The organism is Corynebacterium uberis (assembly GCF_020616335.1).
Classification (GTDB): domain Bacteria; phylum Actinomycetota; class Actinomycetes; order Mycobacteriales; family Mycobacteriaceae; genus Corynebacterium; species Corynebacterium uberis.
In genome coordinates, this window is record NZ_CP085051.1 from 1,410,349 (window position 1) to 1,434,846 (window position 24,498).

The 24,498-nt window shown below is 62.4% G+C and carries 19 protein-coding genes; 13 read left to right on the top strand and 6 right to left on the bottom strand.

Going from position 1 to position 24,498, the window contains the following annotated elements:
- Positions 1 to 15 precede the first annotated feature (15 nt).
- On the top strand, positions 16 to 474 hold the full coding sequence (locus LH390_RS06560) for a DUF3093 domain-containing protein (protein ID WP_227282070.1): 459 nt from the start codon (positions 16 to 18) through the stop codon (positions 472 to 474).
- A gap of 44 nt (positions 475 to 518) precedes the next feature.
- Here LH390_RS06560 and LH390_RS06565 read toward each other — a convergent pair whose 3' ends face one another.
- Positions 519 to 812, bottom strand: coding sequence for a DUF4193 domain-containing protein (locus LH390_RS06565; RefSeq protein ID WP_227282069.1), 294 nt, complete (start codon positions 810 to 812; stop codon positions 519 to 521).
- A 304-nt stretch (positions 813 to 1,116) separates the two neighbouring features.
- Here LH390_RS06565 and ppgK point away from each other — a divergent pair, with 304 nt between their 5' ends.
- Complete coding sequence (gene ppgK, locus LH390_RS06570; protein WP_227282068.1) at positions 1,117 to 1,869, top strand: polyphosphate--glucose phosphotransferase; 753 nt, start codon at positions 1,117 to 1,119, stop codon at positions 1,867 to 1,869.
- 390 nt (positions 1,870 to 2,259) lie between these two features.
- Complete coding sequence (locus tag LH390_RS06575; protein ID WP_399524469.1) at positions 2,260 to 4,077, top strand: RNA polymerase sigma factor; 1,818 nt, start codon at positions 2,260 to 2,262, stop codon at positions 4,075 to 4,077.
- A gap of 115 nt (positions 4,078 to 4,192) precedes the next feature.
- On the opposite strand, the gene LH390_RS06580 is transcribed toward LH390_RS06575, so the two are convergent.
- The 3 genes from LH390_RS06580 to LH390_RS06590 form a co-directional block, all read right to left on the bottom strand.
- Positions 4,193 to 4,699 carry a DUF4190 domain-containing protein gene (locus tag LH390_RS06580; protein WP_227282067.1) on the bottom strand — a complete coding sequence of 169 codons (507 nt, stop codon included), beginning with the start codon at positions 4,697 to 4,699 and terminating at the stop codon, positions 4,193 to 4,195.
- A gap of 116 nt (positions 4,700 to 4,815) precedes the next feature.
- Positions 4,816 to 6,513, bottom strand: a complete 1,698-nt coding sequence (locus LH390_RS06585) for a DEAD/DEAH box helicase (RefSeq protein ID WP_227282593.1) — start codon at positions 6,511 to 6,513, stop codon at positions 4,816 to 4,818.
- A gap of 173 nt (positions 6,514 to 6,686) precedes the next feature.
- On the bottom strand, positions 6,687 to 6,926 hold the full coding sequence (locus LH390_RS06590) for a DUF3039 domain-containing protein (RefSeq protein WP_227282066.1): 240 nt from the start codon (positions 6,924 to 6,926) through the stop codon (positions 6,687 to 6,689).
- 62 nt (positions 6,927 to 6,988) lie between these two features.
- Between LH390_RS06590 and LH390_RS06595 the strand changes: the two genes are divergently transcribed.
- From LH390_RS06595 to galE, 6 genes are all read left to right on the top strand, one after another.
- Entirely contained in the window at positions 6,989 to 7,561 is a 573-nt protein-coding gene (locus LH390_RS06595) for a DUF3099 domain-containing protein (RefSeq protein WP_227282065.1), read from the top strand.
- Positions 7,562 to 7,611: 50 nt separating this feature from the next.
- Entirely contained in the window at positions 7,612 to 9,129 is a 1,518-nt protein-coding gene (locus tag LH390_RS06600) for a DUF7782 domain-containing protein (protein ID WP_227337351.1), read from the top strand.
- Positions 9,130 to 9,137: 8 nt separating this feature from the next.
- A complete protein-coding gene (gene dtd, locus LH390_RS06605; protein WP_227282063.1) occupies positions 9,138 to 9,587 on the top strand; it encodes a D-aminoacyl-tRNA deacylase in 450 nt (149 codons plus the stop codon).
- Positions 9,588 to 9,664: 77 nt separating this feature from the next.
- Entirely contained in the window at positions 9,665 to 10,669 is a 1,005-nt protein-coding gene (locus LH390_RS06610; protein ID WP_227282062.1) for a sigma-70 family RNA polymerase sigma factor, read from the top strand.
- A 213-nt stretch (positions 10,670 to 10,882) separates the two neighbouring features.
- Positions 10,883 to 11,581, top strand: a complete 699-nt coding sequence (locus tag LH390_RS06615; RefSeq protein WP_227282061.1) for a metal-dependent transcriptional regulator — start codon at positions 10,883 to 10,885, stop codon at positions 11,579 to 11,581.
- Positions 11,582 to 11,703: 122 nt separating this feature from the next.
- Positions 11,704 to 12,678 carry a UDP-glucose 4-epimerase GalE gene (galE, locus tag LH390_RS06620; protein WP_227282060.1) on the top strand — a complete coding sequence of 325 codons (975 nt, stop codon included), beginning with the start codon at positions 11,704 to 11,706 and terminating at the stop codon, positions 12,676 to 12,678.
- Here the strand turns inward: galE and LH390_RS06625 are convergent.
- Positions 12,669 to 13,724 carry a DUF4192 domain-containing protein gene (locus tag LH390_RS06625; RefSeq protein WP_227282059.1) on the bottom strand — a complete coding sequence of 352 codons (1,056 nt, stop codon included), beginning with the start codon at positions 13,722 to 13,724 and terminating at the stop codon, positions 12,669 to 12,671. The two genes, galE and LH390_RS06625, sit on opposite strands and share 10 nt — an antisense overlap.
- A gap of 310 nt (positions 13,725 to 14,034) precedes the next feature.
- On the opposite strand from LH390_RS06625, the gene LH390_RS06630 reads away from it, so the two are divergent.
- The 3 genes from LH390_RS06630 to LH390_RS06640 all read left to right on the top strand — a co-directional run bounded on the left by LH390_RS06630 (position 14,035) and on the right by LH390_RS06640 (position 19,424).
- Positions 14,035 to 15,096, top strand: a complete 1,062-nt coding sequence (locus LH390_RS06630) for a PAC2 family protein (RefSeq protein ID WP_227337352.1) — start codon at positions 14,035 to 14,037, stop codon at positions 15,094 to 15,096.
- Positions 15,097 to 15,164: 68 nt separating this feature from the next.
- Positions 15,165 to 17,717: a DEAD/DEAH box helicase gene (locus LH390_RS06635; RefSeq protein ID WP_227282592.1), complete on the top strand. Its 2,553-nt coding sequence runs from the start codon at positions 15,165 to 15,167 to the stop codon at positions 17,715 to 17,717.
- A gap of 702 nt (positions 17,718 to 18,419) precedes the next feature.
- Positions 18,420 to 19,424 carry a hydrogen peroxide-inducible genes activator gene (locus LH390_RS06640; RefSeq protein ID WP_227282057.1) on the top strand — a complete coding sequence of 335 codons (1,005 nt, stop codon included), beginning with the start codon at positions 18,420 to 18,422 and terminating at the stop codon, positions 19,422 to 19,424.
- An 80-nt stretch (positions 19,425 to 19,504) separates the two neighbouring features.
- Here the strand turns inward: LH390_RS06640 and LH390_RS06645 are convergent, their stop codons facing one another.
- Positions 19,505 to 20,299, bottom strand: coding sequence for a hypothetical protein (locus tag LH390_RS06645; protein ID WP_227282056.1), 795 nt, complete (start codon positions 20,297 to 20,299; stop codon positions 19,505 to 19,507).
- Between the two features lie 286 nt (positions 20,300 to 20,585).
- On the opposite strand from LH390_RS06645, the gene hrpA reads away from it, so the two are divergent.
- Positions 20,586 to 24,497, top strand: coding sequence for an ATP-dependent RNA helicase HrpA (gene hrpA, locus LH390_RS06650; protein ID WP_227288175.1), 3,912 nt, complete (start codon positions 20,586 to 20,588; stop codon positions 24,495 to 24,497).
- Position 24,498: the final 1 nt, after the last annotated feature.

The following is a 24,498-nucleotide window of genomic DNA, read 5'->3' on the forward strand; positions in this document are numbered from 1 at the left end:
CCGCCCGCTGCGACGGTGCTCTACAGGGAACGCCAGTGGGTCCCGTTCTACTGGTGGATCCTGGCTTTCATGCTGGTGGCCCTGCTGACTGCCCAATTCGCCCACAACCGTTCCACGGTGTGGCTTATCGTCCCGGCGATCGGGCTGTCCATCCTTGCGGTGTGGTCTTTGCTGTGGCTGTCTTCCACGGTGGTGCAGGTCGAGCAAGACGCGGATGGGACACGCTGGCTGGTTACTAATAACGCGATGCTGCCTCACGATGCGATTGATCGCGCCTTGGCCGTGCCCGCTACCGCCAAGCGCAACGCCATGGGCCGGCAATTGGATCCGGCCGCGTTTGTCATTTCCCATGGTTGGGTGCCGGAGATGGTCATGTTGGTACTCAATGACCCGGAGGACCCTACCCCCTACTGGCTGGTGGCCTCGAGAAACCCCGATGCGCTTCTCGACGCCCTCGTGGGCACCGATCGCTAAAACCTGGCACGCCGCCACGGCGCCGGCGTGCCCTCAGGCCTCGACTACGCGCAGTCGAGGCAGATGACAGAACCGTCATCTTCAACGTGGGAAATGCGGTTCTTCCGCTGCACTAGGTAGCAGCTTGCACAAGTGAACTCATCCGACTGGCGTGGGATGACCGTCACGTTGAGCTCCTCGCCGGTGAGATCCACGCTCGGAGGCTCGAAGGAATCTACGATTTCTCCGTCTTCATCGATGGAGGAATTGTCAGTTTCCGCGGCTTTGAGGCCCTCCAGGGAATCCGTCTCGATGTCATCCTCAGTCCGCTGGCGCGGTGCGTCATAATCCGTGGCCATTGCTCTTCGCTCCTTCGACAACACTTCAGCTCCGGCACCGACCTATCAGTTCTGCCCACAATGACCTGCGGCGCAAGCGGTAACAGTGCTCTTGGTGGCGCATAGTAAACCACCGATAGTGCTGTGTCATATCCCCAGGTCACAACACATATTTTTAGCTCAGGTATAGCCCCGTTATTGCACGAAGATCCGCAGATGAGCGCACGCAATGGCGAACAGAAGCACAATCTCCCACAGCCGGCGATCCGCCCGCTTTGCCCAGGAGCACTGGTTGACCTCCGCAACCTTTGTACAATGCACAACTATGAGTAACTACGGGTTTGGAATCGACGTCGGAGGATCCGGGGTAAAAGGCGCCCGCGTAGACCTGGATACAGGAGAATTCGTGGATGAGCGCATCAAAATTGCCACCCCCAAGCCCGCAACTCCGGAGGCGGTCGCAGAGGTCACCGCGCGCATCATCGCCGAGGCCCAGTGGGACGGCCCGGTGGGCATTACCGTTCCGGCCATTGTCCGGGACCAAGTTGCTCGCAGCGCAGCCAACATTGATCCCGCCTGGATTGGCACGAACGTCGCCGAACTCTTCTCTGCGCACCTTCCCGGCCGAGAATTAACCGTCCTCAATGATGCGGACGCCGCGGGCTTGGCCGAGTCCCGCTACGGCGATCCCCGCGCAAACAGCGGTCCCGTGGTCTTCCTCACATTAGGTACCGGCATCGGTTCCGCGTTGCTCATCGATGGCACCCTCTACCCCAACTCGGAGCTGGGCCACCTCTACGTGGATGGGAAGGAGGCAGAACACTTGGCGTCCTCCGCGGTCAAGGAAAGAGAAGAACTGAGCTATAAAAAGTGGGCTAAGCGGGTAAGCACCGTGCTCAACCACTACGAGTTCATCTTCTCCCCGTCCTTGTTTATTGTTGGCGGAGGAATCTCTCGCAAGGCGGACAAGTGGATCCCCTTGCTGACCACGGAGACTGAGGTGGTGCCGGCCACTCTGCGCAATCGCGCCGGAATCGTCGGTGCGGCTCTGGCCATACAGGAAGAAATCCGGCCCTAACGGGCCCCGCAAATACCACAGTGACCGCGCAATACTCTATACTGGGCGGTCGGCATTGAGATACCGCAGACTTGCGCCGCGCCAGCTAGCCTGGCGGAGCACACGTCCGCGGTTGCTCGGCAGGAATGGTCCTTCGCCAGAAATCCCCATCGCAGGCGGGAATAATCACCCGCCTACTAGGTGTTTTCTAGGTCAGAGGAGGGCGCTGGCCTAGCCGGGCAACCCTCGCGGCGGGTGACACACCCGCCGCAGTCTCACTATCGGCTCACCGTGATCAATCAGGAGCCGAGCGGTACCAACCGAGCAACGTAAACACAAGGCGAAAGGGTGTACGTGGTAGCCACCGGTACTTCAGGAAGTTCAACAGCCCCCAACGGTGAAGAGTCCCCCGTGGCGGCGCCGAAGAAGACTGCCAAGAAGACCGCCCGGAAGTCGGCCCGCAAGGCCGCTCCGCGCACGGCGCAGCCCGCCGCGCAGGCCACCCCTGCAACCACTCCGGCCGAGCCCACCGAAGCAGCTCCGAAGAAGACCGCTAAGAAGTCCGCCCGGAAGACTGCCCGCAAGGCCGCCCCCCGCGTGGCCAAGACCGCAGCTGCCGCCACTGCCGCCGAGGCTGATAGCACGAGCGCAGCGTCAGAAGAGTCGGCGGCCACCCAGCCGGCAAAGAAGACGGCGGCCAAAAAGACCGCCCGCAAAACGGCGGCAAAGAAGACCACAGCTAAGAAAACTACCCGCCGTGCGGCGAGCACCACCCCGGCTGCCGAGGATTCCGCAAAGCAGGCTGAACCCGCAGCGGAGCAGGAGACCGCGGCCACGACGGGCGTCAAGAAGCGGACGGCGAAGAAGACCACCGCAAAGAAGACTGCCGCTAAAAAGACCGCCCGCAAGACCACTGCAAAAAAGACGACTACCAAGAAGACCACGGCCAAGAAGGCTGCCACGTCCACGCGCGGCCGCACGTCCGCTGCAGCTCAGGCCAAGGACGGCGCGGACGCGGCAACGACGGCAGATAAGGCGGAGACCACCGCACCCGAGATCCTCGACGACGAGTTCGCCGTAGCCGACAACGAGGACTTCGAGCCGGACGCAGACCTTGAGGATGACGAGAACTTCGCGGAGGATCCCGAGGACGAGGATCCGGACGCTGAGGCTGACGCCGACGTCGATGACACCGAATCCGACGAGGAAGAAGAAGACGACGGCGCCTCAGTCTGGGACGAGGACGAATCAGCGGCCCTGCGCCAAGCGCGCAAGGATGCTGAGCTGACGGCCTCCGCGGACTCTGTGCGCGCCTACCTCAAGCAGATCGGCAAGGTCGCCCTGCTCAACGCCGAGCAGGAAGTCTCCCTGGCCAAGCGCATCGAGGCCGGGCTCTACGCCACGTTCCGCATGGAGCAGATGGAGGCCGCGTTCGCCGGTGGCGACCGTGAAGCCAAGCTGACCCCTGCAGTCAAGCGGGATATGCGCGCCATCGCCCGCGATGGCCGCAAGGCCAAAAACCACCTGCTGGAGGCCAACCTCCGCTTGGTGGTCTCCCTGGCCAAGCGCTACACGGGCCGCGGGATGGCGTTCCTGGACCTCATCCAGGAAGGCAACCTGGGCCTGATCCGGGCGGTGGAGAAGTTCGACTACACCAAGGGCTATAAGTTCTCCACGTACGCCACCTGGTGGATCCGCCAGGCCATCACGCGCGCCATGGCAGACCAGGCAAGAACCATCCGCATTCCGGTTCACATGGTGGAGGTCATCAACAAACTGGGTCGAATCCAGCGGGAGCTGCTCCAGGACCTGGGCCGCGAGCCTACCCCGCAGGAGCTGGCCAAGGAGATGGACATCACCGAGGAGAAGGTGCTGGAAATCCAGCAGTACGCTCGGGAGCCCATCTCTTTGGATCAGACGATCGGCGATGAGGGCGATTCCCAGCTCGGCGACTTCATCGAGGACTCCGAGGCGGTTGTTGCTGTCGACGCCGTCTCCTTCACCCTCCTGCAGGACCAACTCCAAGATGTCCTGCAGACCCTCTCCGAGCGGGAGGCCGGCGTGGTGCGTCTGCGCTTTGGGCTTACCGACGGCATGCCCCGCACCCTCGACGAGATCGGCCAGGTCTATGGGGTCACGCGGGAACGCATCCGGCAGATCGAATCCAAGACGATGTCCAAGCTGCGCCACCCCTCACGCTCCCAGGTCCTCCGGGACTACCTGGACTAGCCTCCCCGCAGACGCTGACGGGGTTGGTCTAGGTCAACCCATACCGCACGCGGCCGCCCGCCTTCCTGAGACCAGTGAATGCGGCCGGCCGCGTGTCGTGCGTGCTCGCTCCTATTTACTTCGCGATCGCATCACTGATGCAGGACGCAACCTGATCATTGTCCGAGCCATAGCGATCGACGCACGCCATCAAGTCATCGCCGTGCTGTGCAAAGAAGATGATGGACATGATCATCAGGAACCCGGTGATGAGCGTTACCAGGATGGACAAGACCAGGCCCGTAATGGACATGCCCATGCGCCGACCCTCGCCCGCGATGCCGCGTGCCTTGACCACGGCGATGATGCCCACGATCACCCCGGCGATGGCCACCGGCAGCGCAAGCACGGAGGTGACCACCGCAATCGCCAGGACGGCGGCAACAATGCCCAGGCCTAGGGCCCACGGGGCGACCTTGTTCTTTTCCTGGTTGATCACCCAGCTGCTGTCAGCGCTCGGCGGCGCCGGGACCGGCTCCGGGAAGGAGGCATCCTGCGCGGGCACGGTGGGAGTGGCGGCTGCTTCTTGGGTCGGCGGCTCGGTGGGCTGCTGCGGAGTGTTGGGGTCCTGGGCATTGGTCATGGGTTGTCTACCTTCCTCGCGAGGGGTCTCCCCCACCGTGCGCGCAATCTCGCGCAGGCGGTGGCAACATAAAATTCCGCGTCAACCCTACCCTTAGTTGCCTGTCAGCGTTGGTATTACCACTTTCGCAGGTAGGCAATCCGGTCTTTGAGCTGCTCGGCTGAACACAAGGCGGTGGGTGGACCCCCACAGGCCTTGCGCGCCTCGTTGTGGATCGACCCGTGGGGTCGCCCGGTCCGCGCCGCGGTGATGGAGACGATGGCGTTGAGTTTCTTGCGCAGCTCGGGTAGCTCCTCGCTGGCCACGCGCTGGCGGGCGGCCTCGGCGCCGCGGGAATGCTGGGCGCGATCCCGGCGCGCCTGTTCCTCCTGTGCCTGCGCGGTGCGGGTGTCTAGTTGTTCTTGCTCGCGGCGGCGCAGTAGTGCGCGCATTTGCTCGGCGTCGAGAAGCCCAGGAAGACCCAGGTAGTCGGCCTCTTCATCGGAGCCGGAAAACGCCCCGGTGCCGTAGGTAGACCCGTCGTAGATGAGCGAGTCCAGCTCTGCCTCAGCGCCAAGGGACTGGTAGGACTGGGTCTCGTCGGGCTCGTCCTTGCGCCGATTGGCTTCTGCGAGGAGCGCGTCATCGAGCCCGTCGGAGGGCCGATCCGGTTTTCCTAGGACATGATCGCGGGAGCGCTCCAGCTTGGCGGCCAGATCAAGCAGCACCGGAACAGAGGGCAGGAATACGGAGGCGGTCTCTCCCGGACGCCGGGATCGCACGAAGCGGCCGATTGCCTGGGCAAAAAACAGTGGTGTGGAGGCGGAGGTGGCGTAGACGCCCACGGCGAGGCGGGGGACGTCGACACCCTCGGAGACCATGCGGACCGCAACCAGCCATTCATCGGTGCCCGCGGAAAACCGGTCGATGGCTTCGGAGGATCCCGCCTCATCCGAGAGCACCACGGTGACGGGGGTGGCGGACAGCCGGCTCAGTATTTTGGCGTACGCGCGGGCCGCCTTGGTATCGGAGGCGATCACCAGGCCCCCGGCATCCGGCATGGTGCGCCGCAGCTGTTGGAGCCGGGTGTGGGCCGCGCCGAGGACGGCGGGGATCCAATCGCCTCGCGGGTCCAGGGCGGTGCGCCACGCGCGGGCAGTTTGCTCGGCGTTGAGCGGCTCGCCGAGACGGGCGGCATATTCCTGCCCGGCGCTGTCGCGCCAGCGGGCCTCCCCGGAGTAGGCCAGGAACACCACGGGGCGCACGACCCCGTCGGCGAGGGCGTCCGCGTACCCGTAGGTGTGGTCCGCGCGGCTGACAAGGTGGCCCTCGCCGTCTTCTTCATAGCGCACGAAGGGGATGGCGCTGTCGTCGGAGCGGAAGGGCGTTCCGGTCAGGGCCAGGCGATGCTGGGCGTCTGAGTAGGCTTCGCGGATGCCGTCGCCCCAGCTCTTCGCATCACCACCGTGGTGAATCTCGTCGAGGATGATCAGGCTGCGGCGGGCGGTGGCCACGGCGCGGTGCTTATAGGGGTGGAGGGCTACCTGGGCATAGGTGACCACTACCCCGTTATAGGCGGCGTTGACGGCATCAGAGTTGCGGAACTGCGGGTTGAGCGAAATGCCCACCCGGGCCGCGGCGTGGGCCCACTGCACCTTGAGGTGCTCTGTGGGCACCACCACGATGATGCGATCGACGGTGCGCGCGGCGAGCAATTCGCTGGCGACGCGCAGCGCGAACGTGGTCTTTCCGGCGCCCGGGGTGGCCACCGCCAAGAAGTCGCGGGGCTTGGCGGCCAAGTATTTGGCTAGGGCGCGTGCCTGCCAGGCGCGCAGCGGGGCTTTCGTCCCGGCGTGGGCGCCGCCCGGGGTGACAGAAACCGCGGGGTTGTCTGCGCCGGGGCGCTGGGCTGGCGCTGGAATGTGTGCGCCGGGAGCAGGGGGTGCTCCCGGCGTGGACTCGGCGCCAAACAATCCTGGTTGGCCTATCGGCTGTGCTTGGTCGCGGCTCACTTCTTGCGCAGGCCCCTATACACGCGCTCGCAGTCTGGGCAGACCGGGGAACCGGGCTTTGCTTGCTTGGTCACCGGGAAGGTTTCACCGCACAGGGCTACCACCATGCGTCCACTGACCGCTGACTCTACGATCTGGTTCTTCTTGACGTAGTGGAAGAACCGGGGGGTGTCATCGTCTGTGGTTGTGGCTTCCCTGATGTCTGGGCGCTCGATGGTCTTGGTACCTGTTCTCACGTGACCCATCATGCCCCAGGGGGGTCCCTTCGGGCCAAGCCGGGCGGGGCTACCCTAGGGCTATGACCTCTCAGCCTGGACCGACACCTCCGGATCCGCGGTCTGCCGCGTCCGGGCGGGATCACGGCGGCGCGGCGCAGGACCAGCAGCAGGGGCAACAGCAGGGGCAACAGCAGGAGCAACAGTCCCCGCCGTCGCCGGAGGGCCCGGGGCAGCAGAGGGCGCAGAGGGCGCAGGGGGCGCAAGCGATCGTGCGGGACCGGTCGCTACGGTCCTGGCTGCGGCCGTTTCGGCGCGCTGAGTTGATCACGGATGCTCACCGCACCCCGTCGCAGAATCGCCGCCACCGCGAGCGGGTGTACGCCGTGATTCAGGGTATTCGCCTGCCGCTGATTGTGGTGTCTCTGGCCATTTACTCGCTGGCGCACAATCCGGGTCTGGCGGGTGCGCTGTTTTTTATTTCTATCCCCTTGCCGTGGATTGCGGTGGTGATTGCTAATGGGCGTGGGGAGCCTCGGGATCGCCGTGCGCCGCAGGTGTATAAGCCGGCTGTGGCGCGGGAGTTGTATGAACGCCAGACTCAGCTCAATGCCGCGCAGCGCAGGGAACTTGGCACAGGCTCGCCCGATGAGTAAGGCTTGTCCTTATGTCGCGTGCGCCTCATTCTGGATTATCTGATGCTGCCTTGCCTGGCCTCTCCGAGCTGCTTGCCCCACTGGTGCGCAGCGCGGAGAGCTATGGGCTGGGGCCGGGTGATCTTGAGGCCACGTTGGGCCCTTCATCCTGGGCTGCGTTCGTGCGGGGTGAGCCTGGCGGGGTTGACGTAAGCGGGCTGCCGGAGCCTGCGGCTGCTGTGCTCAGGCTGCTGTATCTCCACGAGCCGGTGGGGGTCAGCGCGGTGCGAGCGGTCCTCGGAGAGGCGATGGATCCGCTTATCGACGCCGCTGTTCTCCTGACCTCCGACTCCCCTGCTGCTAGCGTGCGCCTTGCCGTTGATGTGCGTCCGCATGTGCTCAATGGCACCGCCTCGTGGGTGGTCTCTGACCCGGACCCGACCGATAGTTCTTATGAGCCTGGGCCAGATCATGTGCCCGGGGTGGGCGCGGCCAGTGTGTCGCTGTCGCGGATTGTTTCTCCTTTCCCGGTGGGTTCTGTCTTGGATCTGGGCTGTGGTTCTGGCATCCAACTGCTCGCCCAGGCAGGCTGTGCCGCGTCTTTGACGGGTACGGATGTCAGTTCCCGCGCGCTGGGTTTTGCGCGCGCCAGTCTGGAGCTTTCTGGCGTGGAGGCGCAGCTGCTCACCGGTTCCTGGTTTGAGCCGGTCGCGGGGCGTACCTTCGACCGCATTGTGTCCAACCCGCCGTTTGTTATCGGCGCGGGCGATGATGATCACGTCTACCGTGCGGCCGGCCTTGAGCTGGATCAGGCGACGTCGTTGGTTGTCAGCGGCGCCCGGGAGCATCTGGCAGCCGGCGGGCAGGCGTTCATTTTGGGCTCGTGGGCCCATATCGCCGGCCAGCCGTGGCAGCAGCGCGTGGCGTCGTGGCTTCCGGATTCCGGGGTGTGCGCGTGGGTGGCCCAGCGCGATGTTGTCGATCCGGCTCATTACGTGGGCACGTGGTTGCGCGACGAAGGCCTCGACGTGCGTGATCCGCAGGTTCGTCGCCGCTCGCGGCGCTGGCTTGATTACCTGCGCGCCCGCGACGTGGAGGCTATTGGTTTTGGCTACATCGCGCTAAGTGCCCTCACCGATGAGCCCAGCGAGGTGGTTGCAGAGGACCTCCCGCAGCACATTGAGGACCCCTTAGGCCCGGAGCTTGCCGAATACTTCCACCGCGCGCGGTGGCTGCGCGCCGCAACCCCGGAGTCTATTGCCCACACTCGCTTTGGGGTGCGCGCGGGGCTGGCGCGGGAGACGGTGGAGCTTGCCGGAGACTTCGGTTTTGACCCCGTGGTCACCCGACTGACCCGCACGGACGGGCCGCGCTATAGCCACGACGTCGATACGCATCTGGCTGCGATCGTGGCGGGCCTGCACCCCCAAGGACTGCCGCTCAGCGATGTTGTTGACCTCTATTGCGCTGCCAATGATCTGGCCGCTGACGGCTTTCTCACGCAGTGCATTCCCCTGGTGGTGGACCTTGTTCGCCACGGACTTATCCTCCCAGAGGCGCTTATCGACGCCCCCGACTCACCCCAGTAGGAGCATTCATGAAAGCTGTACTCACCCGCGTGACGAGCGCACGCGTCACCGTTGGCGGCACGCTCGCCGGAGCGATCGCAGCCCCCGAAACCGGTGGGGTGCTCGCGCTCATCGGCGTCAGCCGCGACGACGACGACCGCGACTGCGAGGTCATGGCCCGCAAGATCGCCGAGCTGCGCCTCCTCGACGGCGAACGCAGTGCCACGGATCTCCAGGCCCCTATTTTGGCGGTCAGCCAGTTTACGCTGCTGGGACGCACCGCGAAGGGACGTCGCCCTTCCTGGTCACATGCCGCCTCCGGCGATCACGCCCGCGACCTCTTTGAGCGGGTAATTACCCTGCTCCGGGAGCGTGGACTGGACGTAGAGACGGGTATCTTCGGCGAGATGATGCAGGTAGAATCCATCAACGATGGACCATTCACCCTGCTAGTAGACACCCAGGACCCCTCGTCCTAGCCCCGAAAGGGGGTAGTGGAACTAATGAGGGATTCCTCGCGTTGAAGTGTGTACACGGCGATTTCGAGGAGGCTTACATGCAGCAGGCGTCAGCAGCTGACGTGGAAACGGAAGAGCAGGACCGCGTCGAGCATGACCGGGGCAGCCGCCGCAATCAGACAAATGACAATCCCTCCGCAGACCTCGTCCGGGTCTATCTCAACGGCATTGGAAAAACGGCGCTGCTCAGCGCCGAAGATGAGGTAGAACTCTCCCAGCAGATTGAGGTGGGGCTCTACGCAGAACATCTGCTAGAAACGGCATCGAAGACCCTCACCAGGGCCAAGAAGCGTGACCTGAAAATCCTGGCCCGCGAAGGCAAGAAGGCGCGAAGCCACCTCCTCGAGGCGAACCTGCGCCTCGTGGTCTCCCTGGCCAAGCGCTATACCGGCCGCGGCATGCCGCTTTTGGACCTCATCCAAGAGGGCAACCTGGGGCTTATCCGCGCCATGGAGAAGTTCGATTACGCCAAGGGCTTCAAGTTCTCCACCTACGCCACCTGGTGGATCAGGCAAGCAATCACCCGCGGAATGGCAGACCAGTCCCGCACCATCCGGCTGCCCGTCCACCTGGTCGAGCAAGTAAACAAGCTCTCCCGCATCAAGCGCGAGCTCTACCAGCACCTGGGCCGTGAGGCCACCAATGAAGAACTCGCGGATGAGTCCGGCATTGATGAGTCCAAGATCGAAATGCTGCTGCGCCAGTCGCGCGACCCCGTGAGCCTGGACATGCCCGTCGGGGCGGATGAAGAAGCCCCCCTGGGTGATTTCATCGAAGACGCCGAGGCCGCAGACGCAGAATCCGCGGTTGTCGCTTCCCTGCGCCACTCCGACATCAAATCCGTGCTGTCCACCCTCGAAGAGCGCGAGCAAGACGTCATCAGGCTGCGCTACGGGCTCGACGACGGAGTCCCCCGCACCCTTGACCAGATCGGCCGCCGATTCGGCCTGTCCCGCGAGCGGGTGCGCCAGATTGAACGCGAGGTCATGGCAAAGCTGCGCGAGGGAGATTTAGCCGATCGCCTCCGCGATTACGCTCAATAGAAGCACCATCGGAGCCAATGGGCACACCAAAAACTCGATTCGCATCCCATCTGCCGAGCTCATCGCCCATTCGGTGAACACCAGTGCCAACTTAGGTTAAACTAGTCGGGTGTGTACCCCGTGCGCCTGAGGCAGATTCCACCGCCCAGAGCTCATCCGGTTGTGCTGGCACAAATAATCAACAAAGAAAACCAATAGAGGGGTTAAGAAGACGTGAAGGACCTGGTAGATACTACAGAAATGTACCTGCGTACCATTTACGAGCTCGAAGAGGAAGGCATTATTCCCCTCCGAGCCCGCATCGTGGAACGCCTGGAGCAGTCCGGACCCACCGTCAGCCAGACCGTAGCCCGCATGGAGCGCGACGGCCTGCTGCACGTCCGCCCGGACCGCAGCCTGGAAATGACCAAGAAGGGCCGCGCCCGAGCAACCGCCGTCATGCGCAAGCACCGCCTGGCCGAGCGCCTGCTCACCGACGTCCTCAAGCTGGACATCAACCAGGTACACGACGAAGCCTGCCGCTGGGAACACGTCATGAGCGACGAGGTTGAGCGGCGCGTCATCGACGTCCTCAGCGATGCCACCGCCTCCCCCTTTGGCAACCCCATCCCGGGCCTGGACGCCCTGGGACTAGACGACGTCGCCGCAAACAATAGCGCCCAGGCAGAAGCTGGCGTGCGCGCCGTGGACCTGCCGCTGCAGGAGCACGTCAAGGCACGCCTCCTCCAGATTAATGAGATCCTGCAGGTCGACGCCCGGCAGTTCCGTGCCCTGTCTGACGCCGGCATGACCATCGGCGCCGAACTTGACGTCTTCAACGACCACGGCATGGTCACCCTGCGCCGCGAAGACCACGTTGTTGAGCTCGCCGACGACTACGGCCACGCCATCCGCGTCGAGCCACTGGACTAGCCCCGACGCCCCCCCTTTTTCAGGCTCCTCTTAGTTCTCTCCACTACCCTTCGGGCCGCGCCGTCACCGACGAGCGCGGCCCGAAGGCCATTGTTCCCCTTGTGCGAAAGGCCCCACCCCTCATGAAAATCTTGGTCACCGGCGGCGCAGGATACGTCGGCAGCGTCTGCTCGCAGGTACTTATCGAGTCCGGCCACGACGTCATCGTCCTGGACAACCTGTCCACCGGCAACCGCGACGCCGTCCCAGAAGAAGCCACCTTCATTCACGCAGACGTCTCCGACGAAGCCGAAGCCGTCCTGCGCAACCACCACTGCGACGCCGTCATCCACTTCGCCGCCCGCTCCCTGGTCGGAGAATCCATGGAGGTGCCCGAAGAATACTGGCAAGACAACCTGGTAACCACGCTGCGCCTCCTCGACGCCATGCGTGGCCAAGGAGTACACAACCTCGTCTTCTCCTCCACCGCAGCGACCTACGGCGAACCCGAGGCCGTGCCGATCACCGAAGACATGCCCACCCGTCCCACCAACACCTACGGTGCGACAAAACTGGCCATCGACTACGCCATCACCTCCTACGCCCAGGCCCACCAGCTCGGGGCCACCAGCCTGCGCTACTTCAACGTGGCCGGAGCGTACGGCTCGATCGGGGAAAACCGTGAAGTAGAAACTCACCTGATCCCACTCGTCCTTCAGGTCGCCCTGGGGCTGCGCGAGAAGATCTTCATCTACGGCACCGACTGGCCCACCCCCGATGGCACAGCCATCCGCGACTACATCCACATCCGCGACCTGGCCCAGGCGCATGTCCTTGCGCTGGAGAGCAATCAGCCCGGAACCCACCGAATCTTCAACCTCGGATCCGGGGAAGGCTTCTCCGTCCGACAAGTCATCGACACCGCCCGCGCCGTCACCGGCGCCCCCATCCCCGCAGAAGAGGCCCCCCGCCGCTCCGGCGACCCCGCCGTGCTCATCGCCTCCTCAGCCAAGGCACAACAGGAGCTCGGCTGGCAGCCCAGGTACACCGACCTGCCGACCATCGTCACAGATGCCTGGGAATTTACCCGTCACGCACAGCTGCACGCTCAGCGGTAGCCGGCACGCTCGTCATCGAAGAGGTGCTCGAACGTATCCAGCATGGCATCCACGAAGCCGTGGGAATACGCCTGCCACAGCAGCGTAATTAACCTGTGTTCAGGGCAGGCGAGGTAGCCCGCCGCCAGCGCCAGAGAGATCCTGCGCATGCGCCCCAGGCGCAGGTTGAGCACCACCCACGTTGCCAGGGCATTGGCCTTGGCATTGCCCTCGAGGTGGTGAGCCGCCCACAAAACCGTGTCCACGCATTGCTGCGGATTCTGCAACGCCGCATAAATGGTGATGTCGCGCGCGAGGGGGGCGTCGAGAAGCGCCGAAGCCTGGGCCAACAAATCCAGGTCCTCTTCTTGGCCAGCGGTGCCAAAAACGTCACGTGCCAAGGCAGCCACATCGGCGTAATCAAGATCGCCATCAGGTGTGCACAACCGCAGCGTAAGCTCAACGCTATCCCGGGTCCACTGCTGCTGCGCCCGCGCACACGCATCCCGGTCCATCAGGTCGTCCCGGTAGCCGAAAAACTCCAGGGCATCCTGGCGATCCAACTCCGGCAGACACCCCTGCGCCGCCATCTCATCCATCGTGTGCGATCGCACAATCGGTGCGATTGTTCCCTGCCGCCAACACCCCATGGGATCCTTCTGTGCACCCGCACCACCCGGGCACCAACACAGTTCATAGGGCTCATCCGTGACGATTCTCCGGGTAGTCCACACACCTGCAAGATGCGCACCACACGTTCGAGCCTCCTGCACCATCGAGCGCACCACACGGCGGCGACTGCCCACCGCGGCCTCAGGATCCACAATGAAAACAAAGATCAGATCTGGACCCTGCTGCGTCAACGCCCCCACAACCTCTGCGACGGTCTCCCGCCGCACAGCATCTGCAAGATCCATCCGCGCGGTCGCACCCAACGTGTAGTGCTTCCCACTGTCATGATTGAAGGCCATGACAAGGACGGAAGCATCCGGATAAAAGCCCAGGAGACCTGGGACTTCTGCAAGCAGTTGGCCCGGATTCACCAACGGTGTGTTGTGCTGTGTCATAACCCCACCGTGGCCGAGCAACCCCACCCATTCCAGCCCCATTGCCCCACGACAACCCCACGCTGTGGACAAGCCTTGCAAGCCTCCACAGGTACTACCACGCCTGCAAACCAGGGAACCAACAATCACCAGCGAGCACGCGGCTGATGATTTACCGTGGGGAATTACCCACGTTCTGGGACGTTGCATAGAGTAGAACCCTTACGCACCTGCACTGGCCCGCCCACAGGATTGAGCCAGGCAGTCGGCGTGAGAAAGCAAGGACAACCACCGAACGCGAAAGATTGGATTAGGCCAACAAGGAGGAATCATGCACGATAACCGTGACATGTACGAGCTGGAGTACCCCACCCCAGACATCGCGGGAGAAGGCGCCCCTGGACCTGTCCTCATTATCGCCCTCCAGGGATATGCCGACGCCGGACAAGCCGTTAGCGCCAGCTCAGATCACCTCTTAGCCGCCCTGGATAACCGCCTTGTCGCTTCCTTTAACACCGATGAACTCATTGATTTTCGCTCCCGGCGCCCCGTGGTGACCATGCGCGATCATGAAGTTACCGATATTGATGACATCACCCTAGACATGCGCGTTCTGCGCGACTCCGATCACCACAGTTTCCTCCTTTTATCCGGCCCCGAACCCGATTTACGGTGGGGAGCCTTTACCCATGCAGTAACCAACCTCGTGGACAAGTACAACGTCTCCCAGGTCATCTGCCTTTATGCCGCGCCCATGACCGTGCCGCACACGCGACCGCTCATGGTCTCTGCCCACGGAAATGCGCCAGATCACACCGGTCAACGCTTTCATTTCGATGGCAAGGTCATCCTGCCGGGATCTGCATCACTGACAATAGAAAAGGCCCTCAGCGACTCCGGGCACAACGTCGCCGGATTTACCGCACACGTGCCCCACTACGTGTCCTCCTCCCCCTACCCGGAAGCCACCTACCGCCTGCTCAGCTCAGTAGCCGACCAAGCAAACCTCAAGTTCCCGCTGCAAACGCTCGAACATGACCGCCAACGCATTGCCCAGCAACTCGCTGAACAGGTAGCCGACTCGCCAGAAATCCAACAGGTCGTCGCCGCACTGGAAATCCAATACGACGAAGAACTAGACAGCTACCGCAATACCCACCCGCGGGCCGTCATGCCCGGCGAAGAAGATCTTCCCTCCGGCGAAGAGCTGGGTGAGGAATTTGAGCGCTTCCTCGCTCAACTCGACGAGCCTTCCAACGAGAAGCCTTCCGACGACGAGCCTTCCGACGACGAGCCTTCCGACGAGGATGCCCCCGAGGAGGATGCCTCCCAGCCGCACGACCAGGAGGATCCCGGCGACTCTTCCGATGAAGGCAACAACCCTGACGCTTAAGTCTTGCCCCCGTGGGCTCCGCGTAGTGCGAGAGTCCACGGGTGCTTTTGACTACTCTGGTCAAGGTGATGCTTTCAGCCGTACTCCCCGACCTTGATGAGGTACCCGAGTCCCTCGTAGACGAGTCCATCTACCAGGCGTTCCTCTCTTGGACCCGCGAGCGCGGCATCTCGCTGTACCCCGCCCAGGAAGAAGCAAGCCTGGAGATTCTGACCGGAGAAAACGTCATACTGGCCACCCCCACCGGATCTGGGAAGTCCATGGTGGCCATTGCCGCGCACTTCATCGCCATGGCCAGGGGACAACGGAGTTTCTACACCGCCCCCATTAAGGCCCTGGTCAGTGAGAAATTCTTCGCCCTGTGCGGAGTCTTTGGCCCCGAGAATGTGGGCATGATGACCGGAGATGCGACAGTCAACGCCGGCGCCCCCATCATTTGTGCTACCGCAGAAATTGTGGCCAATATTGCCTTGCGCGATGGGTCCGAAGCAGACATCGACCAAGTAGTCATGGATGAGTTCCATTACTACTCCGACCCCGACCGCGGCTGGGCATGGCAAGTTCCGCTGCTCGAACTGCCGCACACCCAGTTCCTCCTCATGTCCGCCACCTTGGGGGATACCCGATTCCTCCAAGACGATCTCACCGAACGGACCGGCCGCAACACAGTCTTGGTGGGCACGGACGCCCAACGCCCAGTGCCCCTGGACTTTCACTACGTGTTCACCCCGGTCCATGAGACCGTGGAAGAACTGCTGAAAACCCAAAAGGCCCCCATCTACATTGTGCACTTCACCCAACGTGAAGCCGCAGAGCGCGCACAAGCCCTGACCTCCGTGCCCATGATCAACACCGAGGAGAAGGCGGCCATCGCCGCGGAGATCGGCTCCTTTAGGTTCAGTACCGCGTTTGGCAAAGATCTGTCTAAGCTGCTTCGCCGTGGAATTGGTGTTCACCATGCGGGGATGCTTCCCAAGTATCGGCGGCTGGTGGAAAGGCTTTCCCAAAAGGGACTTTTGAAAGTCATCTGCGGTACGGACACTCTCGGCGTGGGCATCAACGTGCCCATCCGCACCGTGCTGATGACGGGTCTAGCAAAGTTTGATGGCACACGCCAACGCATCTTAAAAACCAGGGAATTTCAGCAGATCGCCGGACGCGCCGGACGCGCTGGTTTTGATACCCAGGGCACCGTGGTCGTCGAGGCACCAGAACATGAAATTGAGAATTGGCGGCTGCGCGAACGCGCAGGATCGGACCCCAAGAAGCTGAAGAAGATTCGCAAGAAGCGCGCACGGGACGGAGAGATTTCCTGGAGCGAAAAGACCTTTGACCGCCTGACAACCGGTGAGCCCGAAGGCTTGAGCTCCCAGTTTTCCGTCTCCAACTCCATGGTCATCAACCTCATTGCCCGGCCCGGCGATGGCTATGCGCACTTTGAACATCTCCTACGCGGAAGCCACAACACCAGGGCTCAGCAGAATCGGGACATCCTCACCACCGTCGATTTGATTGACGGCCTGATCAATGCCGGAATCGTTGAACATCTACCCGACGGCACCCGCGATGACGAGGGCAGAGCCTACCGCCTTACCCAGGACATGCAGCGCGATTTTGCCCTCAACCAACCCCTGTCCCCCTTTGCCCTGGCTGCTTTGGAGTTATTGGATCCAGATTCGCCCACCTACGCACTGGACGTTATTAGCGTCTTTGAATCCATCCTGGATGACCCCGGCCAGGTGCTTCGCGCACAGCAATCCGCGGCACGCGGGGAGGAGATCGCCGCGCTCAAAGCCGAGGGCGTGGACTACGCAGACCGGATGAGCATCATCGAGGAGGTGACCTGGCCCCGCCCGCTGGAGGATCTCCTCGAGGATGCATTCGAGACGTTTTGTGCGTCTGCGCCCTGGGCTAAGGAATACGAGATCTCGCCAAAGTCAATCGTGCGCGACATGATCGAACACGCGATGACCTTTTCCGACTTCATTGCCACCTACGGCCTCGCCCGCTCAGAGGGCGTTGTGCTGCGCTATCTGACCAGCGCCTGGCGCACCCTCCGGCACACGCTTCCTCCCCTGTTTTCCAACGATGAGCTCGCCGATATCACCGAGTGGCTTGGGGAGCTCATCCGCCAGGTGGATTCATCCCTGGTTGAGGAATGGGCACAGCTCGGCGACCCGGACGCCCCCGTTGCCAAGGACGTTGTGGAGCGCGAGCTGGCCTTCGGCGTCGAAGACCCCACGGCTCTGACTGCCAATAGGCGCGCGTTTACCACGATGGTCCGCAACGCCATGTTCCGGCTCGTCGAGCTGTTTGCTTGGGAGAAGGAAGACCGCCTCGAGGAGCTAACCAGCTACCTCGAGGAAGCCCCCGATTTTGGGCAAGCCCTGGATGACTATTTCGACGAATACGATGATCTTGACACCTCGCCAGCTGCGCGTGGACCAGAGTATTTCCGGCTCGATTCCGCGCAGCAATCCACTCGGCGTTGGCCGGTTCGCCAGATCCTCAAGGATCCTGAAGACGACCACTCCTTCGCCTTTAATGCCGTGGTTGATCTCGACGCCTCCGATGAAGCCGGCGAGGTACGCTTCGCGGAGCTTAGGATCGAATCCCACTAGGCCACCGCTCCGGAGTACCCGGCTATCGGGCAACTGCTAACTGGGGAAAACGACGTGGCCCGCGACAAGGGGCCAACCTGTACCGGTACGTCGTCGAGCGTTTTCTGGGATCCTGCTTGCGGTTCCCACACCCCTGGGGAGTTTGGGTTTCTGATAGCTTTCCTGGGGTACGCGCTTTTCCGGAGACCTCTACCGGTGCCCTCGACGCCGGAGCCCTCGAGGTCTGCCCCAATGGTCTGGCAGCTGTGCCGGATCTGCTGGGTAAATATTCCCACCGATTCGCAAACACAGCACCACACCTGCCCTTAACTGGGAAAGTTGCTGGACGTGTGCAATAGCCCGCACGCTAGAGGGGCCCGCACACACGTACGTGCGGTACAGCAAGCAGTAGAGTAAGGGTAGTTGACCCATACTGGGGGTGGATTTATCCGGAGAGTGGCATATCAAAATAGCCAAAAGTAGATCTATGAGGGTACTTTCGTCTATCCTCGGCACTGTCGCCTTCTCCCCTGCCCGCAGACCGCCTTTTTGGGCGGACTCCGTGGCACCGTAGCCGTGCCTATCAGGCACGATCTGCCCGGGGAGGGGCCCATTTGCGCCGCGTCGGGCGCCGGATCCCCGCACCGCCGTTTCCAACTGCGGTGGGAAGGCGATCAGACGGACTAATCAACATCTACTTTTAAATAGGTTATAGTAATGGCCATGCATTCCAAGGAGTACCGCCCAACTCTTGCCCAGCTGCGCACCTTCGTCACCATTGCGGAGAACAAGCACTTCGGCACCGCTGCTGCAAAATTGGGGATCTCCCAGCCCTCGCTATCTCAGGCGCTCGTTGCCCTGGAAAACGGTTTGGGCATCCAGCTGATCGAACGCTCGACACGCAAGGTCATCATCACGCCCGTCGGCGCGCAACTGCTGCCTTACGCCAAGGCGACGCTCGACGCGGCCGAGGCCTTCTTTACTCATTCTCGCGGCATCCACGGCCAGCTCACCGGCCCACTGACCATTGGGATCATCCCCACGATAGCGCCCTACATCCTTCCTGAGTTGTTGCCGGCCCTGCGCACCCATTTCCCGCGCCTGGAGCCCCGGTTTGTCGAGGACCGTACCGAACCGCTGGTTTCCATGCTGCGCGATGGGCGCATCGACGTGGCAGTCATGGCGCTTCCGTCCGAGAGCAATGGCATGGTTGACCAGCCGCTCTATGACGAGCCCTTCGTCATCGTTGTGCCAGCCGATCATCCGCTGGCGGGACAATGCGACCTGGGCCTTGATGCTTTAGACGAGCTCAAGCTCCTGCTTCTTGACGACGGCCACTGCCTGCACAACCAGATCATCGAGCTGTGCCGCAAGGCGCATGTCAACACCAAGGACGCAGCCAGCGCCGTGACCAGAGCGTCGAGCCTGGCCACTGTGGTCCAGCTTGTCGACGCCGGCCTGGGCTCAACACTCGTCCCCGCCAGCGCGGTCTCCGTGGAGTGCACGAGGCCCGGCCTTGCCACTGCCACATTCGCCGAAGACGTGAGCGCTCACCGCAACGTAGGCCTGGTCTACCGCGGGTCAACCTCCCGCGCAGAGGAGTTCACCAAGATCGGCAAGATTGTTGCCCAGGCGTTTAGCGCGGCGATGAAGTCCTGCCCGCTGGCGTTGCCCACCACCATCCACGTCGGCTCCGATGCCGCCGCGGATTCTTCCGCCCAGCTGTAGTCAGTCCCGGTCCTGCACCCCCAGGCAGGACTTGGGTGGGCACAGGAGGGACGGGACTGAGATCCCGCCCCCCGAGGCCCTTAGTAGGCCGCCCCCGGGTTGTAGCTTGCAGGCCCGTTTCCGTAGGGACCGCCAGGGACGGGGATGGGGCCGCCGACGGCCTGCCGGTAGGCATGGGCGCGGATGAGGTAGTAGGCCGGCAGCAGGATCACCGCGCCAATCATGAAGGTCAACAGACAGCCGAAGAACAGCAGGAACGCGAGCAGGATCTCCCAGCCCACGATGCGCCAGTAGTTACGCTTGCCGGCCTCGAACGCGACCTTCAGCGATTCCCACACCCCGATGGTGCGGTCTGCTGCAACCCACGGCCAAAACAGGTACAGCGGTTGCGCGAACAGCAACAGCAGCAGGCACAGGAAGGCACCGATCAGAGCACCCCCAAGGGAAACCCCAGGCGACTGTGTTTGCACACCTACAATACCGAATCCAATGCCTGCCATTACGAGCAGAACCAGTCCCTCAAAGAGGCCCGAGAGGATTCGGGTAGCCAGGACATGCAGGTAGCGTATGTTGGTCCAGAACCCCTCGATACGCATGCGCTCCCGATCAACTTGGTAGAGCAAACCGGTAAATAGGAACGGCGCCAGCAAGGCCCACAGCAGGCTACTGCCCGTGCCATACCAATTTGATTCGGCCACTTGTCGGTTTGCACTCAATCCGCCAGGGCTCAAAAATTGCACTGCAACAATCAACAAAACCGGTACCACGATGAGAAGAATCGTGCCTAAAATCCAGATGTACCAGTTGCGGAACGTGGCCTTGAAGCCCCAGCTGAAGGCCGCAGGATAATCGATGACCCCATTTGTGGTGGTCATCAGTTGCCCGTCAGCGCCTTCATGGTTGGACCCTGCTCCGATGGTGGGGCCATAATTTCCGTAACTGGGGTAACCATAGGGTTGCCCGCTTCCCGCTCCCGGATATGGAGGAAGCCCCTCCCCCGAGTTTTCCTGCGAGGACCCTTCATTCGGGTAAGGATCATAAGGTGTAGACATCGTGCCCCTCTTTCTGTCTTGACTCCCACCAACATCTCTCGAACGTCTTCCACGATACTGACACTTAGTAGCGTCGGCCATCGCGGCCGACTAGGATCTGCCAGTTGCTATGACTTCACCTTCTGCCCCGTCGCGTTCTGATCTTGAATCCCTGCTTCAGGAAGTCTCGCTTATCGACGCCCGCTCGCTGCAACGTCGACTGCGCAAAGCCCGCACCCCGCAGGCACTCACGGCCATCGCCAAGGACATCGACCGCGCCCGCAGCCTTGTCGCGGCTCGCGACGGCGCGATCGGGGAGATCTCCTACCCTGATGAGCTTCCCGTTAGCGCCTACCGGGAGGAGATTGCGGACGCTATCCGGGACAACCAGGTGGTGATCATCGCCGGGGAAACCGGCTCCGGAAAGACGACGCAGATTCCCAAGATTTGCTTGGAATTGGGCCGCGGCAGACGGGGCCTCATCGGGCATACGCAACCGCGGCGCCTTGCTGCGCGCACTGTTGCCGAGCGTATTGCCCACGAGCTCGGGCAGCCCGTCGGGCAGACCGTGGGCTATGCCATTCGCTTCGATGACACGGTGGCGCGCCGCACAGCAGTCAAACTGATGACGGACGGTATCTTGCTCGCCGAGATGCAACACGATCGCTTCTTCAACGCGTATGACACCATCATTATCGATGAAGCCCACGAGCGCAGCCTGAACATCGATTTCCTCCTGGGGTACATCAAAAAGCTCCTCCCCCAACGCCCCGACCTGAAGGTTATTATCACTTCAGCCACCATTGACCCGGAGCGTTTTGCCCACCATTTCTGTTCCGCCGACGGAACCCCTGCACCCATCATCGAAGTGTCGGGGCGTACCTATCCCGTGGAAGTGCGTTATCGCCCCTTGGAGGAGGAACGCAACGGGAAAACCTATGCAGTTGATCCCCTCGATGGACTGACCGCTGCCCTCGAAGAACTCATGAAGGAAGGCCCAGGAGATATCCTGTGCTTCTTTCCTAGCGAGCGCGATATCCGCGACGCCATGGAGGTCATCGGTGCGAAAAAATGGCGCGGTGTAGAGGTCACACCGCTTTTTGGCCGACTATCAAATCAAGAACAGCACCGGGTGTTTTCTCCCCACCGCGGTCGCAGGATTGTTCTTGCCACCAATATCGCGGAGACCTCCTTGACGGTTCCGGGTATCCATTACGTCATTGACACAGGAACAGCCCGTATCTCCCGGTATTCCACGCGCACCAAGGTGCAACGCCTTCCCATCGAGGAGATCTCGCAGGCAAGCGCCAACCAGCGATCTGGGCGCTGCGGCCGCATCGCAGAAGGCATTGCCATCCGACTGTATTCCGAGGAGGATTTTCTCAGCCGCCCGGAGTTTACTGACCCCGAAATCCTGCGGACCAATCTGGCCAGCGTGATCCTGCGCATGGCTTCTTTGCGCCTGGGCGCTGTCGAGGACTTTCCCTTCGTCGAGGCTCCAGAACCACGAGCTGTCCGCGACGGCATCTCCCTGCTGCTCGAACTTGGTGCTATCACCCAGCGCCCCTCCAACGGTTTGCCGCGGCTAACGGCCATTGGGCGGGATCTGGCGCGCATTCCTGTCGACCCTCGACTGGCTCGCATGCTTGTCGAGGCCCATCGCCTCGGCTGCCTCGCCCCCACCATCGTCATCGTCGCCGCCTTGAGCCTGCAGGACATCCGTGAACGCCCGCTCGATTACCAAGCACAGGCCGACCAGCTACACGCTCGATTCAAAGACAAGCACTCTGACTTTTTGAGCTACCTCAAGCTGTGGGAATACCTGTCAACACAGCGCGCCGAGCTCTCCGGAAACGCCTATCGCAAAAAGCTGAAGAAAGAGTTCTTGCACTTCATGCGCTCACGCGAGTGGCAGGATCTGGTGCGCCAGCTGCGGGATGTGTGCAAGCAGCTGTCCTGGCAAATGGGTGCAGAGGATACCTCCCAGACCCATCCGGATTTGCTCCACCGCGCGCTACTGTCCGGGCTCCTCATGAATATCGGTGCCCGCGATGGCAACAAAAAGGAATACCGCGGCACCCGCGGCAGCCGCTTTGCCATATTCCCCGGTTCCAGCTTGGCTAAACGCCCACCCGAGTTTGTCATGGCCGCGGAGCTGGTGGAGACGTCCCGGCTGTGGGCCAGAGATGTGGCAGAAATTGACCCTTCGTGGGTGGAAAAGCTGGGCGGCGATGCCGTCAAATATCAATATTCTGAACCTTTTTGGTCCCGCTCCCAATCGGCGGTGTTGGTCCATCGGTCCGCGACCTATTATGGCGTGCCCATCATCTTTGACCGCACTATCGGGTATCAGAAGGTTGATCCTGAGGCGGCCCGGGATCTGTTCATCCGCCACGCGCTCGTCGATGGTGACTGGGATGCTCACCATAAGTTCCTGGAGCACAATGCCCAGGCACTGGACCAGGCCTCGCGTGTGGAAGATAAGGCGCGGCGCCGAGGAATCATTGCAGACGAGGACGCGCTGACCGAGTTTTATGATGCCCGCATTCCCCAGACGATTACCACCGCAGCTGCCTTCAACACGTGGTGGAAGAAGCAACGCCACCGCAATGCGGAGTTGTTGAACTTTGACCCGCAGGCCCTCATAGCTCCCTCAGAAACCGGGGTCGATGAGCACCAGTTCCCCGATTCCTGGCCCTATGGGGACTCGGCGCTGGATCTGCGCTACGTGTTTTCTCCTGGGGATCCCGCCGACGGCGTAAGCGTACTCATTCCAGTTCCTATGCTCGCCGATGTCTCCGAAAGCGAGTTTCACTGGCTCGTTCCTGGAATGCGTGAGGAACTGGTCACCGAACTGCTGCGCACCTTGCCCAAGGGGCTGCGCCGTTCCGTCGTTCCCGTCCCCGATTTTGCTGCCCGCATCACCCCGCTTCTTGATGTCAACCAGCCAGACATCACCGTGGCCCTGGCCAACGCACTGCGCGAAGCCGGGGTGGCGGGAATCGACGCTACCGACTTCCGCCCTGCAGCCGTGCCCCCGCACTTGCGCATGACCTATGCGGCGGTGGACAAGGCCGGCAAGATCATTGACTCTGACAAGGACCTAAGCGCCTTAAGGCAACGCCAGGCCCGCCACATTGCGTCCTCGGTGCACAAGCTGAGTACCGCGACCACGGAGGCGTCGGCAAGCGAATGGACAGCGGACACGCTGGGCACTATTGCCCAGGAGGTGACCACGGACGTCGATGGCCACCCGGTGACTGCTTATCCGGCGCTGGTGGTGTCGGGCGATAGCGTGGCCGTGCGGGTGATGCCTACCCGCGCGGCTGCCGACGCCGCGATGCTCACCGCGACGCTGACCCTCTTGCTCCAGCGCACAAAGCTGTCCGCGCCGCAGATGGTCAAGGGCCTACCGCTGCAACAACGAGTCAGCGTGGAAAACTATCCGCATGGTGGGGCCAGCGGCTTGGTCGAGGAAGTTCGGGTGGGTGCTGTGCGCGACGCCCTGGTACGCCACGGCGGCCCGGTGCGCGACCCCGACGCTTTCGCTGCCCTGGCTAAAACTGTGATCCCCGAGGTGGCGCCGCAGGTCAGGCGCGACATCGTCACGCTGGCACCGGCGCTGGCGCAGTATCACAAGCTGACTGCGGAGTTGGAGCAATGGGAGGGGCCGGCCATCGACGACATGAACCGGCAGCTGGAGTTTCTCCTTCCGCCCAAGGCAGTCATTGTCCACGGCATGGGACATTTGAAGCATCTGTCCAGGTACCTCACCGCGATGGAGATTCGGCTCCAAGATATGGCCAGCAACCCTGACCGTGACGCCCAACGTCAGGATGAAATCGCCGACGTTGAGCAAGCGCTCGATCAGGTGTTGGCGCGTAAAACCCCCGCGACGGCGAAGACCACGGCGGTTAAGGATATTCGCTGGATGATCCAGGAGCTGCGGGTGAGCCTTTTTGCCCAGCGGCTGGGTACAGCCAGGCCGGTGTCGCGCAAACGGGTGCTCAACGCCATCGACAAGGTGGCACGGCACCGCTAAG